Source organism: Marinicauda pacifica, from assembly GCF_004793635.1.
GTDB classification, from domain to species: Bacteria; Pseudomonadota; Alphaproteobacteria; order Caulobacterales; family Maricaulaceae; genus Marinicauda; species Marinicauda pacifica.
This window is the reverse complement of record NZ_SRXV01000003.1, coordinates 612,499-627,384: the sequence shown is the minus strand read 5'-3', so window position 1 is coordinate 627,384 and position 14,886 is coordinate 612,499. Positions and strand designations below refer to the sequence as shown.

Genomic DNA, 14,886 nt, shown 5'->3' with positions numbered 1-14,886 from the left:
GGTCGCCGAGGGGCGGCCGCGCGCCCATCGCCGTCTTGTTCAAGACTATACTGGTCCGGTAAGACCAGACCCGGACTTGAAGGCTCGCTAACCTAGCCAGCTTCAGGCCCGTTTCAACCGTTCTCTGCGCCTTCACGCCGATCCTCACGATCGGGATCGGGCTTGGCAAAGCCAGCCAGACGCTGGAGCGTCTGGCGCAATCCCCGCGCTTCCGAGCCCTCGGCCATCAGCGCGTGCACCACGCGGTCGCGACCAAGAGCCGCGCCCAGCGCGTCGCTGGAGAACCGGTCCACGACCAACAGGCCGGGATGGATGGCCTCGGCCAGCCGGTCCAGTTTCTCCCGACCGTCGCGAGCGCCGTCGCTCGCTTCGATCCGCAATCCCGGCCGCGCCTTGGCTTTCAGGCCCAGGCGGACCGCATCGAACCCGGACGCCAGCGTCCCGGAGCGGCGCGCTAACCCCAGAAGAGATAACGCGCGTGCCTCCAGAAGCGCCTCAAACCGGTCTGCCAGATCCGGCGGAGCCTCGACCTGACGTTCGAACGCGCGGGAAAAAAGCCGCTTGGCAACAGCCTTCTCCACACTGGCCCGGTCGGCACTGACCCAGCCGCCACGCCCGGGAAGACGCGCGGCCACGTCGGGAACCAGAACGCCGTCAGGGTCCAGAGCCACACGAAGCAGCTCTGCCTCGGGGCGAACCTGCCCGCTAACGACGCAGCGCCGTTCGCGCGGTGTCTTCACCCGATCGTGCCTGGCGCCGCGGCTCACTTCTCCTCTTCGTCCTCCGAGTCATCGGCGGCGAGGAGATCTGCAAGATCGACGCCCAGGCGCTCGGCCTCGGCTTCCAGATCGGACAGGTCGAGATCGGCGATGTCAGCCTCACTCGGTTCGCTGTCCGTCTCTGCCGCCGGTGCGTCCTCGGACTCCGCTTCGGTCTCGTCCGCGCCATCCTCGGACGTCTCGTCGTCCTCGGCCTGTTCCAGCTCGGCCGGATCGATCCAGCCAGCCGCGACCCGCGCCCGCATGATCATGGCTTCAGCTTCGTCACCGCCGACATTCATGCCGTCCAGGAAACCGGGCTCGCGCACCCGCTCTCCGTCCCGCGTCTCATACCAGCCGCGCAAGTCGTCGGGCACGAGGCCGGCCAGATCATCGACGCTCTGGACGTCGTTTTCACCCAGGCGCACCGCGATCGGCAGCGTCACGCCTTCGATTTCCAGAACCGCATCCTCGACGCCCAGCTCCTTGCGCTTGGTGTCCATCTCGGCGGACTGCCGCTCCAGGAATTCACGCGCCCGGGTCTGGATTTCGGCCGCCGTATCGTCGTCGAAACCTTCGATCATCGCGATCTCTTCCAGATCGACGAAGGCGAGGTCTTCAAGATCGGCAAAACCTTCTGTGGCCAACAGTTGGGCAATGACCTCGTCGACATCAAGAGCTTCCGTGAAGAGCTGCGTGCGCGTGGCAAACTCTTTTTGCCGGCGCTCCGACTCCTCTTCCTCGGTCAGGATGTCGATCGACCAGCCGGTCAGCTGGCTTGCCAGGCGCACATTCTGCCCGCGTCGGCCGATGGCAAGCGAAAGCTGGTCGTCGGGAACCACAACCTCGATGCGCTGGTCGTCTTCGTCCAGCACGACCTTGCTGACTTCCGCCGGCTGCAGCGCGTTCACGATGAAGGTCGCCGGGTCCGGATTGAACGGAATGATGTCGATCTTCTCGCCGGCAAGCTCGTTCACGACCGCCTGAACGCGCGATCCGCGCATGCCGACGCAGGCCCCGACCGGATCGATCGAGCTGTCATTGGAAATCACGGCGATTTTCGCACGGCTACCCGGATCCCGGGCCACGCGCGGGATTTCGATAATGCCTTCGTAGACCTCCGGGACCTCCTGGGCGAACAGGGCCGCCATGAAGTCGGGATGGGCGCGTGACAGGAAAATCTGCGGCCCGCGAACCTGCTCGGACACATCATAGATGAAGGCGCGTACGCGGTCGCCATTCTGCAGATTCTCGCGCGGAATCGATTCGTTGCGTCGGATGATGCCCTCGGCCTTGCCGAGATCGACGATGACGTTTCCGTATTCGACTCGCTTGACGATGCCGTTGACGATCTCGCCCACGCGGTCCTTGTACTCTTCGTACTGGCGCTGGCGCTCGGCCTCGCGAACCTTCTGCGTGATCACCTGCTTCGCGGTCTGGGACGCGACGCGGCCGAATTCGATCGGGGGAAGCTCTTCGGCGAATTCGGTGCCGATCTCGGCGTTCTTGTCGAGCTTGCGGCCCTCCTCCAGCGAAATCTGCTGGTTTTCGTTCTCGACCTCGTCGGCGACCGTCGTGACGCGCGTCAGGCGCATCTCACCGGTCTTGGGATCGATAGAGCAGCGGATATCGAGCTCGGCGCCGTAGCGCGAGCGCGCAGCCTTCTGGATCGCCTCCTCGATCGCGCCGAGCACGATGGATTCGTCGATCATCTTTTCCGATGCGACCGCTTTTGCGATCTGCAGGAGTTCCAGGCGGTTTGCGCTGACCCCGATGGCCATGATGGGCTTCCTCGTCTTCGTGTTTACTGTTCGTCGTCAGTGTCGGGAATAGTCTCGGATTGCGCCGCCTCGGCTGCGCTCGAAGAACTCGCCTTCAAGCTCGCATCCATCAAGGCGTCGGTCAGGATGAGCTTGGCGTCGGCAATCCAGGCGAACGGCAGGACGGCGGTCTCGTCTTCGTTCTCGATGTTGATGAGGACAGCATCCTCTTCGATGCCGGCCAGCTCGCCGCGGAAGCGCTTGCGCCCCTCTACGAGCCGGTCAAGTTCGATCTTGGCGTGAAAGCCTTCCCAGCGCGCGAAGTGCGCCAGCGTTGTCAGCGGCCGGTCGATGCCGGGCGAGGAGACTTCAAGGACGTACTCGCTCTTGATCGGGTCGACGTCTTCGAGAACCGCATTCATTGCGCGCGACAGCCGGGCGCAGTCTTCCACATTCATCTGGCCATCATGGCGCTCGGCCATGATCTGAGCGATCTGACGCTTTCCGCCCTGGACGCGCACGCGCACGATTTCCATGCCCAGCTCCTGGGCGATGGGCTCGGCCAGGGCCAGAAGGGTTTCGTCCTGAGAAGTTTTTGTCTTCACGCCAACACTTCGAATGCTGAGACCGGATTGCCCCGATCGGGGCAACAAAAAAGCGGCCCCCGTTCAGGAGCCGCCCGAAACGCCATCCGGCGTTACGAACCTTGCGAGAGGGCTTATACTCCCCCGAACCCGTTTAGGCAATGGCGATGCTGCGTGGCGGCAAAGCTCGCCGGGACATCACGCATGGCGCTTCACGAAATCCATGAAGACCGGAGCGCAGTCTCCCAGATTCTTCCGCTCGTAGCGGGTCGTCATGTGATCGACCGGGGCCTTGCGCCAGTCATCGGCTGAACGCGCGGTCCATTCCAGCCCGGGCGTGGCGAGCAGGATGGGCAGGGCATGATCGGCATAGATCGTCACATCGGTCGCCACGCGAAGCCGCCCGCCCGGCTTCAGAACCCGTGCCAGATGCCCCGCCGTGCCGGTCTGCACGAAACGGCGCTTGTGATGACGCGCCTTCGGCCAGGGATCGGGGAAAAGCAGGAAGACCCGGTCGAACACCGCATCGGGCATGCGTTCGAGTTCGTCGCGCGCGTCGCCGCGCTTGACGCGAACATTGGTCAGCCCCTCATCCTCGATGCCGCTCAGCGCCTTTGCGACCCCGTTCAGGAACGGTTCGATCCCGATGAAACCAGCCTCGCGATCATGCCGGGCCTGACCGATGAGATGCTCGGCCGCACCGAATCCGATTTCGAGAATATGGCGGTCGTGGCCAGGCAGGAGCTCGGACGGGACAGGCACTTGCCTGTCCGGCCAGTCGAGCTTTGGCAGGAGCGAGTCCACCAGCGCCTGCTGGCGCGGCCCCAGCTTGTGGCCCTGCGCGCGTCCGAACAGGCGCCGCTTCACGGGAGGGGAGGTATCGGTCATGGCGCGCGGTATAGGCAGGTTGCGGGCGTCTTCAAAGCGCACAGTTACACACAACGGGCCGAAGCATGTCGGCCCGCCGGTTTCACGTGAAACACGCTGTGTTCAGGCGAGTTTCTTCAGCTCGTCGACGAGATCGGTCTTTTCCCAGGAAAAGCCCCCGTCTGCATCGGGTTCACGCCCGAAATGACCATAGGCAGCCGTGCGTGCGTAGATCGGACGATTCAGCTGGAGATGGGTCCGGATTCCGCGCGGCGACAGATTGACGAGCTCGCGAAGGCGCAGCTCCAGCTTTTCCTCATCCACATCGCCGGTGCCGTGGGTATCGACATAAAGCGAGAGCGGTTTGGCCACCCCGATCGCATAGGACAGCTGGATCGTGCATTTCCTGGCCAGGCCCGCAGCCACGACATTCTTGGCAAGGTAACGCGAGACATAGGCCGCCGACCGGTCGACCTTCGTCGGGTCTTTCCCGGAGAAGGCCCCGCCGCCGTGCGGTGCCGCACCGCCATAGGTGTCCACGATGATCTTGCGTCCGGTCAGGCCGGCGTCGCCATCAGGACCGCCAATCACGAACTTGCCGGTCGGATTCACGTAGAACTCATCTTCCGGCGGAAACCAGCCATCCGGCAGGACCTGCTGAACGACCGGACGGACCAACTCGCGGATATCATCGAGCGACACGCCGTCGCGGTGTTGGGTGGAGACGACCACGGACGTCACGGCAACCGGTTTGCCGTTCTCGTACTTCAGCGTGACCTGCGATTTGGCATCCGGTTCGAACTCCGGGCGCTCGCCGGTTTTGCGCAGGCGCGCCATTTCCTTGAGAATCTGGTGCGAATAGACGATCGGCGCCGGCATCAATTCCGGCGTCTCGTCGGTCGCGAAGCCGAACATGATGCCTTGGTCGCCCGCACCTTCTTCTTCAAAGCTGCCCGAGCCTTCGTCCACGCCCTGGGCAATGTCGGCGGACTGTTCGTGAAGCAGGTTCATGAAGCGGGCATGCTTCCAGTGGAAGCCATCCTGCTCGTACCCGATATCCTTGACGGCCTGACGGGCTGCCGCTTCGATTTCGCCGTCATCAATGTCGCCCGCGCAGCGAATCTCGCCGGCCAGCACGATCTGATTGGTCGTCGTCAGAGTTTCGCACGCCACGCGCGCAACCGGGTCCTTGGACAGCAAAAGATCGACGATCGTGTCGGAGACACGGTCGCATACCTTGTCCGGGTGTCCTTCTGAGACAGATTCACTGGTGAAGAGATAGCTGGATCGCGCCACGATTTCGGGCTCCCATATAAAGATTGCTTTATATGGCCGTTTTAAAGCCTTTCGTGACCCCGAAAGCAAGGGCGGAACGCGATTAAACCTCTTCGTTCTCGTCCGCGCCGGCCTCGGCTTCTTCAGCCGCGAGGGTTCTGACAAGCTCGAGAATCCGCCTGCGCACCTTGGAATCGCGGATACGAGCGAAGGCCTGAGCCAACTGAACGCCGTCTGCAGACTGGATGAAATCGTCGATAATCGGCGTCTGGTCGCCTTCGGCAAATCCCGACTGGCCGGCATTCTCGCTGGCGCCCTCGAAAAAGAAGGAGACAGGAACATCGAGCACGCGGGCCAGATTCCACAGACGCCCCGCGCCGATGCGATTGGCCCCGCGCTCGTATTTCTGCACCTGCTGGAATGTGACACCCAGCTCCTCGCCCAGTTTCTCCTGACTCATGTTCAAGAGCTGGCGGCGCAGGCGCACGCGCGATCCGACATGACGGTCGACAGCATTCGGGCCGCGGGGATTGGTGCTCATGATCGGCTATTCCTTGTGACCAATCTGGACGAAGACTCAAACTCTACAAGTCTCGGCGCCTGAAACGCGCCTCGGTTGATACCGCCTTGCGCCAAGGTTACCCAAGTCGCGCGTAAATCCGCGGCGCATGAATCAAAAGCAGCATTACGATAAATGCGATAACCCAAGGTGAATCACCATGGGTCGCGTAGAACGGTTTGGCTATCGCTGCAAGCAACCGGATATCTAGCGCTTGGCTGGATTGAAGTCCTGTAAGTTGTGTTCCTCGCCCGAGAGGATCAACCAGTCCGGAGACTCCCGCTGAGGCTGACCGGACCATGGGAAGGCCAGTCTCGATTGAGCGGTACCGGGCAATATTGAAATGCTGATATGGACCGGAGGCTTGGCCGTACCAGGAATCATTCGAAATATTCAGCAACCATGCGGCTTCTGATTGTGCACCGCGGATGAACCCGGGGAAAATCACCTCATAACAAATGAGTGGCAAGAAAGGTGGTAGACCGTTAACTTCCAACACGCTGGCTCCCTCGCCCGGGGTATAAAAAGGCGAGTTTGTAGACAGCGAAGTAAAACCTAAAATTTCTGTTAGATTCCGGATCGGATTGCCTTCGCCGAAAGGAACAAGGCGTGCCTTGTCATAAACGGCGCTGAGGCGCGGCTCACCCGATACCCAGTCGAGAACGGCGAGCGAGTTATAGTAGAGATAGGGACGCGCCCCGGTCTCTACCCGGGCGGTGCCCAGTATCAGGGGAACCGGTCCGAGCGTCTCGCCAATGCGCGATACCAGCTCCGGCTCACGCAGGATCAGGCCCGGAACAGCACCCTCCGGCCAGACGACCGCAGACATGTGTTCCAGTCCCGGTGACGCGGACAGGGCGAGATACTCATCCAGGATCGCCGCTCGGGCCTCGTAGTCGCGTTCCGACTGAGCGAGACCAAGCTTCACGATCCTGAGCTCGGCCCCGGTTTCCTCGATGTCGGTTGCCGACAGCCGGATTGCGCCGAACGCGAACAGGCCCGCGAGCGCAATCACGGCAGCGGCAGGCACGAGGAAGCGGACCGGCGTCCGGCCGCTCCCGCTCAGAGCGGCCGGACTTGAAAGGGTCAGAAGCGTCAGTGCCGAAAGCCCGTTGATCCCGATCACGCTTGCCGTCTGGCTGATCGGCTCGCCAGCAATCCAGACCTGGCCGGGAATATTCCAGGGAAAGCCGGAGAGGATGTGCGCGCGCAGATATTCAGCGAGTGTCAGCAGAGCCGCGAACAGAACCACCCGCACAGGGCCCCGCCGCGATAGGCGCACATAGGCTGCGCTGGCGAGGGCCCAGAACAAGGCGAGCCCGGCCGGCATGAGGATAAGCGGTACCCAGAAGAAATAGGCGTAGGGTTCGCCGCGCTCGATAAAGGCGTTGGCGACCCAGTACACGCTGGCGAGAAACAGGCCCGCCGCGAACATCCAGCCCCGATACAGGCCCGACCGGACCGGACGCGCTTTGGTGCGCGCATCGTCCAGCATGAAAATGAGCAGGCACAGGCCGGCCAGATACACGGGCTGGATATGGAAGGGCGCGAATGCGAGGGAGGAGACCGCGCCGGCCAGGAAGAGGAGGGCCCCTGACGCGCGGCAATCCAGGGTTCGCAGCCGGGCGCGCCCTCTCCGCCACGCCTGGGCCGGGGACACCACGCCTATTTGCCGACGAGGTCGGCTTCAGTCTCGACCTGGTAGGGGCGGACACGAAGGCGCTTGATGCGGCGCGGATCGGAATCGAGAATCTCGAACTCGAAACCTGACGGGTGACGGATCACCTCACCGCGCTCGGGAATTCTGCCGGCCAGCATGAAGACGAGACCGCCGAGCGTATCGACATCCTGCTCCTCCTCCTCGCTAGCGACATCGCGCCCCACCACTTCTTCGAAATCTTCGATGGCAGCGCGAGCGTCGGCCTCCCAGACATCCGGGCCCTTGGCCTTGATCGCCGGAGTCAGCGTCTCGTCGTGTTCGTCCTCGATATCGCCGACAATGGGCTCAAGCAGGTCCTCGAGGGTCACAAGACCGTCCGTGCCGCCAAACTCGTCGACCACCAGCGCCATGTGCATCCGCCGGCTCTGCATGCGCAGCAGCAGATCGGTCGCGCGCATGGAGGGCGGAGCGTAGAGCAGGGGGCGGCGAATCTGCGGCAGAATCTGAAGCTCGGCCCAGTTGGTGGACCGATTTCCGTGCTCGTCGCCCGTCAGATGCGTGATCACATCCTTGATGTGAGCCACCCCGATCGGATCATCGAGCGTATCGCGATAGATCGGAAGGCGGGAATGCGCGGCATTGGAGAAGATGACGGCCAGCTCGTGCAGCGGCGTTTCGACGTCAACCGCGGTAATATCGGCCCGCGGCACCATCACATCGCTGACACGCAGCCGGTCGAAAGCCTGCGCATTGGCCAGCAGGGCGCTCTCCGTCACCGGAGCAGGGTCTGCTGGCAGGGGTGTTTCGCCCGATCCGTTGCGGCCGCCAAGCGCACCGCGGAAACGGGCGAACAAACTTCGAGATTGTGGGTCGTCGTCACTCATTGTCGTTCTGGTATCAAATAGGGATCGGCAATGCCGAGTTCGGCCAGGACCGCTGTCTCCAGCGCTTCCATGGCTTCTGCGGCGGCGTCTTCATCATGGGTATACCCATTGAGATGAAGGAAACCATGAAGGGCAAGATGGGCGGCACGATCGCGTAACGCAATACCGGCCGCGCCCGCTTCGGCAACACAGGTCTGGTAGGCCAGCGCGATATCACCAGGATATCCCTCGCGCTCGGGCGCGGGAAAGGACAGCACGTTGGTGGGTCGCGGCCTGGCGCGGTACTGACCGTTCAGGACCTCGACTGTCTCGTCGCCGGTAAACAGGATAACCGCCGTGCCCGGCCGCCGCTCCGTCATGCGTGAAGCTGCGATCTGTATGGCGCGTTCGCAGACCGCCTCGAGGTCGTCGATCTCGGTCCAGGCGTCGTAATCGGTCACGAACTCACACAGCGGCTCACTCATCACTTCATATCCGCGCGTTCATAGGCATCGACAATCCGGGCCACCAGATCGTGCCGGACCACATCCTTGCGTGTGAAGCGATGGATCGCAATGCCCTGCACGCCCTCGAGAATGTTCAGCGCATGGGCCAGGCCTGACGGGTCCCGGGGGTGCAAATCCGTCTGGGAGGGATCCCCGGTGATCGCCATGCGCGAGCCCTCGCCCATCCGGGTCAGCACCATGCGCATCTGGGCCACGGTCGCGTTCTGCGCCTCGTCGCAGATGACGAAGGCGCGGTTCAGCGTCCGGCCGCGCATGAAGGCGAGCGGGGCGACCTCGACCCGGCCTTCCTCGCGCATCTTGTCGGAGAGTTTCTGGCCAAGCGCGTCGCGCAGCGAATCCCAGATCGGCAACAGGTAGGGATCGATCTTTTCGCTCAGATCGCCGGGCAGGAAGCCGAGACGCTCGCCAGCCTCGACCGCAGGCCGTGTAATGACCAGCCGCTCGATCTCGCCGAGTGCCAGCTGGGCTGCGCCGTAAGCCACGGCGAGCAGGGTCTTGCCGGTGCCTGCAGGCCCGACACCGAAGACCATATCGTAGTCCCGCTCGTTCTTGAGCATGCGGATATAGTCGCGTTGCCCGTCCGTGCGGCCGGCAAAACTGGTTCCGCGCGGCACGCGGATGACGGCATCAATCTCGCTGTCCGGCGCATCGTCGCCCATCAGCGTGGCGGCACGCACTTCGGCCGGGTCGATCTGGAGACCGTCGCCGGCGCGGGCATAGAGCGCGTTGAGCACGCGTTTGGCTTCCGTGCGCGCACGCGCATCGTCGCCGGTGATCACGATCTGGCCGCCGCCTGGCGCCTCCAGGCGGATGCCGATCTCGCGCTCGATAATGGCGAAGTTCTCGTGTCCGGGCCCGGCGACAGCGCGCACCTGCTCTCCGTCCTCGAAGTGCACGGTCTCGGCTGCGGCGCGGCGGGGTCTGCGCGGTTTGGCTGAACGGCTCACGCGGCGCTCCGTTTCCCGCCCGACAGGCGGCCCGCCAGGGCATTCCTGGATGCGGCCACGATTTCGACCTCGACGATCTGGCCGATAAGCTCGGCCGGACCGTCGCAGTGAACGGCCTGCAGGTAGGGGCTGCGCCCGCCGATCTGGCCGTCGCGCCGGCCCTTGCGCTCGAACAGGACCGGCAAGGTGCGGCCGATCGTGGACCGGTTGAACGCTTCCTGCTGTTCGTTGAGCAGGGCCTGGAGCTGGAGCAGGCGCTGCGAAGCCACGGCCTCGTCCACCTGACCCCCGAGCGAGGCGGCTGGCGTGCCCGGCCGGCGCGAATACTTGAACGAGAAGCAGGCCGCGTAGTCCACTTGGCGGACTAGATCCATCGTCGCCTCGAAATCCGCCTCGGTCTCTCCGGGAAAGCCGACGATCATGTCACCGGAAATGGCGATGTCCGGGCGCGCCTCGCGCATGCGAGCGATCACGTCGAGATACTCCGCCGCGCTGTGCTTGCGGTTCATCGCGCGCAGGATCCGGTCCGATCCCGACTGCACCGGCAAGTGGAAGTAGGGCATCAGCTTGGGCTCGTCCGCGAAGGCGGCGATCAGGTCGTCATCCATGTCGCGCGGATGCGAGGTGGTGAAGCGGATACGTTCGATACCGCCGATCAGCGCCAGGTGACGCACGAGCTGGCCCAGCCCCCAGCTACCCTCGGCCTCGCGGCCGCCCGGCGCCGCGCCGTGATACGCATTGACGTTCTGACCCAGCAGGGTCACTTCGCGGATGCCCTTGGCCGCGAGGGCCCGCACCTCCGCCACGATCTGGTCGACCGGACGCGACCACTCCGCGCCCCGCGTATAGGGGACCACGCAGAAGGTGCAGAACTTGTCGCAGCCTTCCTGCACGGTGACGAAGGCTGAATAGCCCTCGATCTGGCGGTCGGGAATGGCGAGCGCGTCAAACTTGTCTTCGACCTCGAACTCGGTATCGAGACCCTCGCCCCGGCCGCGGTGCACGCTGGCAATGAGCTCGGGCAGTTTGTGATAGGTTTGCGGACCGACCACCAGATCGACCACGGGCGCCCGGCGCTGGATCTCCGCGCCCTCGGCCTGGGCCACGCAACCTGCTACTGCGACCGTCATCGAAGATCCGGCCGCCGCCTTCTCTTCCTTCATCGGCTTCAGGCGGCCAAGCTCGGAATAGACTTTCTCGGCAGCCTTCTCGCGGATATGGCAGGTGTTGAGGATGACCAGGTCGGCATCGTCCGGTCGGTCCGCTGGCTCGTAGCCGAGCGGGGTCAGGACATCGCGCATGCGGTCTGAGTCGTACACGTTCATCTGACACCCGTAGGTTTTGATGAACAGCTTCTTGCGCGGGCGGGCCGCAGCGGACATTTCGGGTTCGGACGTCGAGCTATCGGTCATGCGTGCGGGCCGGCCTCCCTGCCGGCATGTCAAAAGGCCAAAAAGCCCGCACGGAGGTCGCGCGGGCTTATCCACAGCTCAATATCTAACGACAACGCGCGTCCTGCGAAAGGGGGCGCAGGTGCAAGACGCGGTCTCCGCGCTCAAGCCTCGTCGTTCTTGAGAGGAACGCCGTACAGTTCGAGACGGTGATCGACCAGCTTGTAGCCAAGCTTCTTGGCGATCGCTTCCTGCAGACGCTCGATCTCCTCGTCGACGAATTCCAGCACCTCGCCCGATTTCAGATCGATCAGGTGATCGTGATGGTCCTCGGTCGCTTCCTCATAGCGGGAGCGTCCGTCGCGGAAATCATGCCGCTCGATGATCCCGGCCTCTTCAAACAGGCGCACCGTTCTGTAGACCGTGGCGAGCGAGATTCGCGGATCTTCGGCCGAGGCCCGCCGGTGAAGTTCTTCCGCGTCCGGGTGGTCTTCAGACACCGACAGGACGCGCGCGATAACGCGGCGCTGCTCGGTCATGCGCAGACCCTTGTCGATGCAGAGCTTCTCAATCCGGTCTGGCAAGGTGTCCTCCGTTGAAGAGCAGGCAGGCGTCACGCCGATCGTCAATTGGTTTAGAGTGATACCGGCACGCGCGATGCTCTGTCCATAGCCGCGTCAGCCACCCGTCCTCGTTCAGCCCAGCATCTTCTCGAGAATCCGGGCGTCGGCCCCGTCCGGGTAATAGGCGTTGCGTCGCCCGCACGTGGTGTAGCCGCAAGCCTCGTACAGTCTGATGGCGGCATTGTTGCGCTCTGAAACCTCAAGAAAAATCCGCTCCGCCCCTTGAGCCGCCGCAAACGCTTCAGCCCCCTCCAGAAGCGACTGGCCCAGCCCGGTCCGGCGAAACTGCGGGCGCACGCACAGGGTCAAAAGCTCGCTCTCCCCGGCAACGGCACGCACCAGCGCGAATCCGGCCGGCTCGCCCTCTTCGCTCATGACCAACGCCCTGACGCCGGGCGAGGCGAGCAGATCGCGCATCTCGGCCTGGCTCCACGGCCGGTCGAAGCTGGTCTCGTGCAGCGCTGCGAGCAGGGCAGCACCCTCAAGGCCGGTGTCGAATGAAGGTTTCACCGGCGCGCTCACGCTACCGGCTCCGGATCGCGTCCACCCGGCACCTTGGCATCGGGCGGGCGCGCGTAGAGCGGTGCCGGCGGCGGAGCGTCATGCGACGCCTCCCCGGTCAACGCAGAAAGCGCCTTCAGGGGCGGCTCCACGATGAAATGAGCCGGGTCCGCACCCAGAAGGACGGCCCCCGAGCCGGTCATGTGAATATCGCCATAGGCGCTCAGGGCCGCACGCGCATCCTCAACCCCGCCCCGTTCGACCCCGCTGACCGGCGCCCCGTCGGTGAATACCTGCCACAGCAGGTCGCCCCGGCGGGCATCGTGAATGGCGGCGACGCTCCAGTGACGATCCGGGTCCGCCCGCCGCGCCCAGGCCTGCAGGGAGGAAATGCCGAGGGCCTTGGCGCCCGTCGCCAGCGCCAGCCCCCGCGCGAACGCCACGCCCACGCGTGTTCCGGCAAAGCTGCCCGGGCCGGTTGCGACACCGATCCGGTCCAGCGCACCCGGCACTATCCCGGCCTGCTTGAGCAGAGCCTGGACCATTGGCGCCAGACGTTCGGCATGGCCGCGGCCGATCGGTTCTCCAGCCTCGTGCCAGGCTGCATCCGGCCCGACGAGGCCCGCGGCGCACCACGGGCCTGTGGTATCGATCACCAGAACTGTCATGGCGTCATGGTGCTCATCTCTGCCGGCTATTTCATCAGCCGAGCGGCCTCGTCGAAGGTGAGGCGCGGAGAGCGCGGGAACAGCTTATCGGTCGTGCCATACCCCAGATTGCACAGGAAGTTGGAACGCCAGCTTCCCATCTCCGGATCGCCTTCAAAAAATTCCTTGTCGACGCCGGACTTGTCGAAGCCAGACATCGGACCACAATCGAGCCCGAGCGAACGCGCGGCCATGATCAGGTAGGCGCCCTGCAGCGAACCATTGCGGAAGCCGTTTTCAAAGCGTGCATCTTCGCTCTCGAACCAGTCCTTGGCCTCGGGCGCATGGGGGAAGAGCTCGGGCACCTTCTCGTGGAAGGTCCAGTCCCAGGCCACAATAACCGTCACCGGCGCCGACAGCGTCTTGTCTACGTTGGACTCGATCAGGTGCTCGCGCAGGCGCTCCTGGCTCTCGCCCTTCAGGAAGACGAAACGCGCCGGGCTCTGGTTTGCACTTGTCGGCGCAAACTTGAGCAGGTCGTAGAGCGCGTAGAGCGTTGTATCCGGGACATCGCGTTCTTCCCAGGAATAGAAGGTCCGCGCGCCGCGAAACAGCTGGTCGAGCGCATGGTCGGGCAGGACGCCGTGACGATCTTCCAGAGCGAGCGGGGCGCTGTCTGCGTGAGCGGTTTCTGGCATGGGAACTCCTTCGATCAAGCCGTTCAGGGGACAAGAATAGATTGAATGTCGACGCGGCACAGCGAACAGGCCGCGAAAGGGTGGCTGCAGGCTGAAGCCGGACCGGCCGGTCTAAAGAACCGCTTCGACCGAGCTGACCTCGGGCACATAATGCTTCAACAGGTTCTCGATGCCCTGTTTCAAGGTCGCGGTCGAGGAGGGACAACCGGCACAGGCGCCGCGCATGGTCAGGCGGACCGTTCCGGACGCCTCGTCGTAATCGTGGAATGTGATGTCGCCGCCATCCTGGGCCACGGCGGGGCGCACCCGCGTGTCGATGATTTCCTTGATCTCGCGGACCACCCCGGCCGCTTCACCGGTATATTCGGTGTGGCCGCCGGACTCCTCGCGGCTGAACAGCGGCCTCTCCGACTGGATCACATCCATGATCGTGCCGAGAACTGCCGGCTTCATGTGAATCCACTCGACTGCGGGATCTTTGGTCACGGACACATAATCGGCGCCGGCAAAGACGCGTGTGACGCCATCAACGCGGAACAACTCCCTGGCCAGCAGGGAGTTCTCGGCATCTTCGGGTGTAGGAAAGTCGCGCGGCTCGTCCGCTGACACGTCCTGGCCAGGCAGGAATTTCAGCGTATGCGGATTGGGCGTTTCTTCGGTCTGGATGAACATAGGGCCGGGCCTTCTCTGTATCGTTCCTTGTCCCTCAGGTGGCGGTTTTCACCGTCCGGTTCAAGCGCGCAGGTTAGGCCAGCCGGTCAATCTCCTCGCGAGACAGCGTTCCGGGGACCACTGTGACCGGGATTTTGCGTCCGGTGAACAAGCCCCGCCCGCGCGCCATTGTGGAAATAAGCGGTCCGGGCGTGTCATCGATTTTCGAGCTCGACAGGATCAGCACCGCAATCTGGCGATCGGCCTCGATCACGTCTCGCAACATGACCAGAAGCTCGCCCTCGCGCAGCAGCATTTCCGGCCGGGTACCGGTTTCGGCCTCCACGTCCTCGGCCAGCGATTCCAGGGCGGCTTCGGCCGCGTCGGTCGCCTCGCGCCGCATCGTTTCGCCAACGCCCAGCCAGTGCTCGAAATTCGTCGGCTCCACCACGGTCAGCAATGTGACCCGGCCGCCGCTATGTTTGGCCCGGCGCGCCGCGAAGTAGGCCGCGTTGGCTGATTCTTCACTGGTGTCGGCAATGACCAGAAATTTGCGGATATCGTCCATGACGGGA

At 63.8% G+C, this 14,886-nt stretch carries 17 protein-coding genes; all 17 read right to left on the bottom strand.

The features are described from left to right. Positions 1 to 113: 113 nt before the first annotated feature. A complete protein-coding gene (locus E5162_RS12915) occupies positions 114 to 767 on the bottom strand; it encodes an RNA-binding protein (RefSeq protein WP_135945659.1) in 654 nt (217 codons plus the stop codon). Then, positions 764 to 2,539: a transcription termination factor NusA gene (gene nusA, locus E5162_RS12910; protein ID WP_135945658.1), complete on the bottom strand. Its 1,776-nt coding sequence runs from the start codon at positions 2,537 to 2,539 to the stop codon at positions 764 to 766. The genes E5162_RS12915 and nusA overlap by 4 nt, the downstream gene beginning before the upstream one ends. Positions 2,540 to 2,562: 23 nt before the next feature. Then, positions 2,563 to 3,123 (bottom strand): ribosome maturation factor RimP, encoded by a 561-nt coding sequence (gene rimP / locus E5162_RS12905; RefSeq protein ID WP_135945657.1) that lies wholly within the window; start codon positions 3,121 to 3,123, stop codon positions 2,563 to 2,565. Positions 3,124 to 3,300: 177 nt separating this feature from the next. Continuing rightward, a complete protein-coding gene (gene trmB, locus E5162_RS12900) occupies positions 3,301 to 3,990 on the bottom strand; it encodes a tRNA (guanosine(46)-N7)-methyltransferase TrmB (protein ID WP_135945656.1) in 690 nt (229 codons plus the stop codon). A 102-nt stretch (positions 3,991 to 4,092) separates the two neighbouring features. After that, on the bottom strand, positions 4,093 to 5,265 hold the full coding sequence (metK, locus tag E5162_RS12895; RefSeq protein WP_135945655.1) for a methionine adenosyltransferase: 1,173 nt from the start codon (positions 5,263 to 5,265) through the stop codon (positions 4,093 to 4,095). Positions 5,266 to 5,347: 82 nt separating this feature from the next. After that, a complete protein-coding gene (locus E5162_RS12890; RefSeq protein ID WP_135945654.1) occupies positions 5,348 to 5,785 on the bottom strand; it encodes a helix-turn-helix domain-containing protein in 438 nt (145 codons plus the stop codon). Positions 5,786 to 5,882: 97 nt separating this feature from the next. Continuing rightward, a complete protein-coding gene (lnt, locus tag E5162_RS12885; protein ID WP_158291304.1) occupies positions 5,883 to 7,466 on the bottom strand; it encodes an apolipoprotein N-acyltransferase in 1,584 nt (527 codons plus the stop codon). Between the two features lie 2 nt (positions 7,467 to 7,468). Further along, positions 7,469 to 8,347 (bottom strand): hemolysin family protein, encoded by an 879-nt coding sequence (locus E5162_RS12880; RefSeq protein WP_135945652.1) that lies wholly within the window; start codon positions 8,345 to 8,347, stop codon positions 7,469 to 7,471. Further along, positions 8,344 to 8,811, bottom strand: a complete 468-nt coding sequence (gene ybeY / locus E5162_RS12875) for an rRNA maturation RNase YbeY (protein WP_135945651.1) — start codon at positions 8,809 to 8,811, stop codon at positions 8,344 to 8,346. Before ybeY ends, E5162_RS12880 begins: the two co-directional genes overlap by 4 nt. Next, positions 8,811 to 9,800, bottom strand: a complete 990-nt coding sequence (locus E5162_RS12870) for a PhoH family protein (RefSeq protein ID WP_135945650.1) — start codon at positions 9,798 to 9,800, stop codon at positions 8,811 to 8,813. Before E5162_RS12870 ends, ybeY begins: the two co-directional genes overlap by 1 nt. Further along, the gene (gene miaB, locus E5162_RS12865; RefSeq protein ID WP_135945649.1) at positions 9,797 to 11,212 is read right to left on the bottom strand and encodes a tRNA (N6-isopentenyl adenosine(37)-C2)-methylthiotransferase MiaB; all 1,416 of its coding nucleotides are present in this window, start codon (positions 11,210 to 11,212) and stop codon (positions 9,797 to 9,799) included. The genes E5162_RS12870 and miaB overlap by 4 nt, the downstream gene beginning before the upstream one ends. Positions 11,213 to 11,355: 143 nt before the next feature. Continuing rightward, on the bottom strand, positions 11,356 to 11,730 hold the full coding sequence (locus E5162_RS12860) for a Fur family transcriptional regulator (RefSeq protein WP_135945721.1): 375 nt from the start codon (positions 11,728 to 11,730) through the stop codon (positions 11,356 to 11,358). A gap of 156 nt (positions 11,731 to 11,886) precedes the next feature. Further along, positions 11,887 to 12,336, bottom strand: coding sequence for a ribosomal protein S18-alanine N-acetyltransferase (gene rimI, locus E5162_RS12855; protein WP_233342176.1), 450 nt, complete (start codon positions 12,334 to 12,336; stop codon positions 11,887 to 11,889). Beyond that, positions 12,333 to 12,983, bottom strand: a complete 651-nt coding sequence (gene tsaB, locus E5162_RS12850; RefSeq protein ID WP_135945648.1) for a tRNA (adenosine(37)-N6)-threonylcarbamoyltransferase complex dimerization subunit type 1 TsaB — start codon at positions 12,981 to 12,983, stop codon at positions 12,333 to 12,335. Before tsaB ends, rimI begins: the two co-directional genes overlap by 4 nt. Positions 12,984 to 13,009: 26 nt before the next feature. Continuing rightward, on the bottom strand, positions 13,010 to 13,660 hold the full coding sequence (locus E5162_RS12845) for a malonic semialdehyde reductase (RefSeq protein ID WP_135945647.1): 651 nt from the start codon (positions 13,658 to 13,660) through the stop codon (positions 13,010 to 13,012). 111 nt (positions 13,661 to 13,771) lie between these two features. Next, positions 13,772 to 14,332, bottom strand: a complete 561-nt coding sequence (locus E5162_RS15165) for a NifU family protein (RefSeq protein ID WP_135945646.1) — start codon at positions 14,330 to 14,332, stop codon at positions 13,772 to 13,774. Positions 14,333 to 14,405: 73 nt separating this feature from the next. Further along, positions 14,406 to 14,879: a universal stress protein gene (locus tag E5162_RS12835; RefSeq protein ID WP_135945645.1), complete on the bottom strand. Its 474-nt coding sequence runs from the start codon at positions 14,877 to 14,879 to the stop codon at positions 14,406 to 14,408. Between the last annotated feature and the right edge of the window lie 7 nt (positions 14,880 to 14,886).

Coding starts and splice junctions, on each gene's coding strand:
- trmB (WP_135945656.1), bottom strand. CDS start 3,990: ATGACCGATACCTCCCCTCCCGTGAAGCGGCGCCTGTTCGGACGCGCG.
- E5162_RS12835 (WP_135945645.1), bottom strand. CDS start 14,879: ATGGACGATATCCGCAAATTTCTGGTCATTGCCGACACCAGTGAAGAA.
- E5162_RS12845 (WP_135945647.1), bottom strand. CDS start 13,660: ATGCCAGAAACCGCTCACGCAGACAGCGCCCCGCTCGCTCTGGAAGAT.
- nusA (WP_135945658.1), bottom strand. CDS start 2,539: ATGGCCATCGGGGTCAGCGCAAACCGCCTGGAACTCCTGCAGATCGCA.
- miaB (WP_135945649.1), bottom strand. CDS start 11,212: ATGACCGATAGCTCGACGTCCGAACCCGAAATGTCCGCTGCGGCCCGC.
- E5162_RS12890 (WP_135945654.1), bottom strand. CDS start 5,785: ATGAGCACCAATCCCCGCGGCCCGAATGCTGTCGACCGTCATGTCGGA.
- E5162_RS12880 (WP_135945652.1), bottom strand. CDS start 8,347: ATGAGTGACGACGACCCACAATCTCGAAGTTTGTTCGCCCGTTTCCGC.
- ybeY (WP_135945651.1), bottom strand. CDS start 8,811: ATGAGTGAGCCGCTGTGTGAGTTCGTGACCGATTACGACGCCTGGACC.
- E5162_RS12860 (WP_135945721.1), bottom strand. CDS start 11,730: ATGACCGAGCAGCGCCGCGTTATCGCGCGCGTCCTGTCGGTGTCTGAA.
- tsaB (WP_135945648.1), bottom strand. CDS start 12,983: ATGACAGTTCTGGTGATCGATACCACAGGCCCGTGGTGCGCCGCGGGC.
- E5162_RS15165 (WP_135945646.1), bottom strand. CDS start 14,332: ATGTTCATCCAGACCGAAGAAACGCCCAATCCGCATACGCTGAAATTC.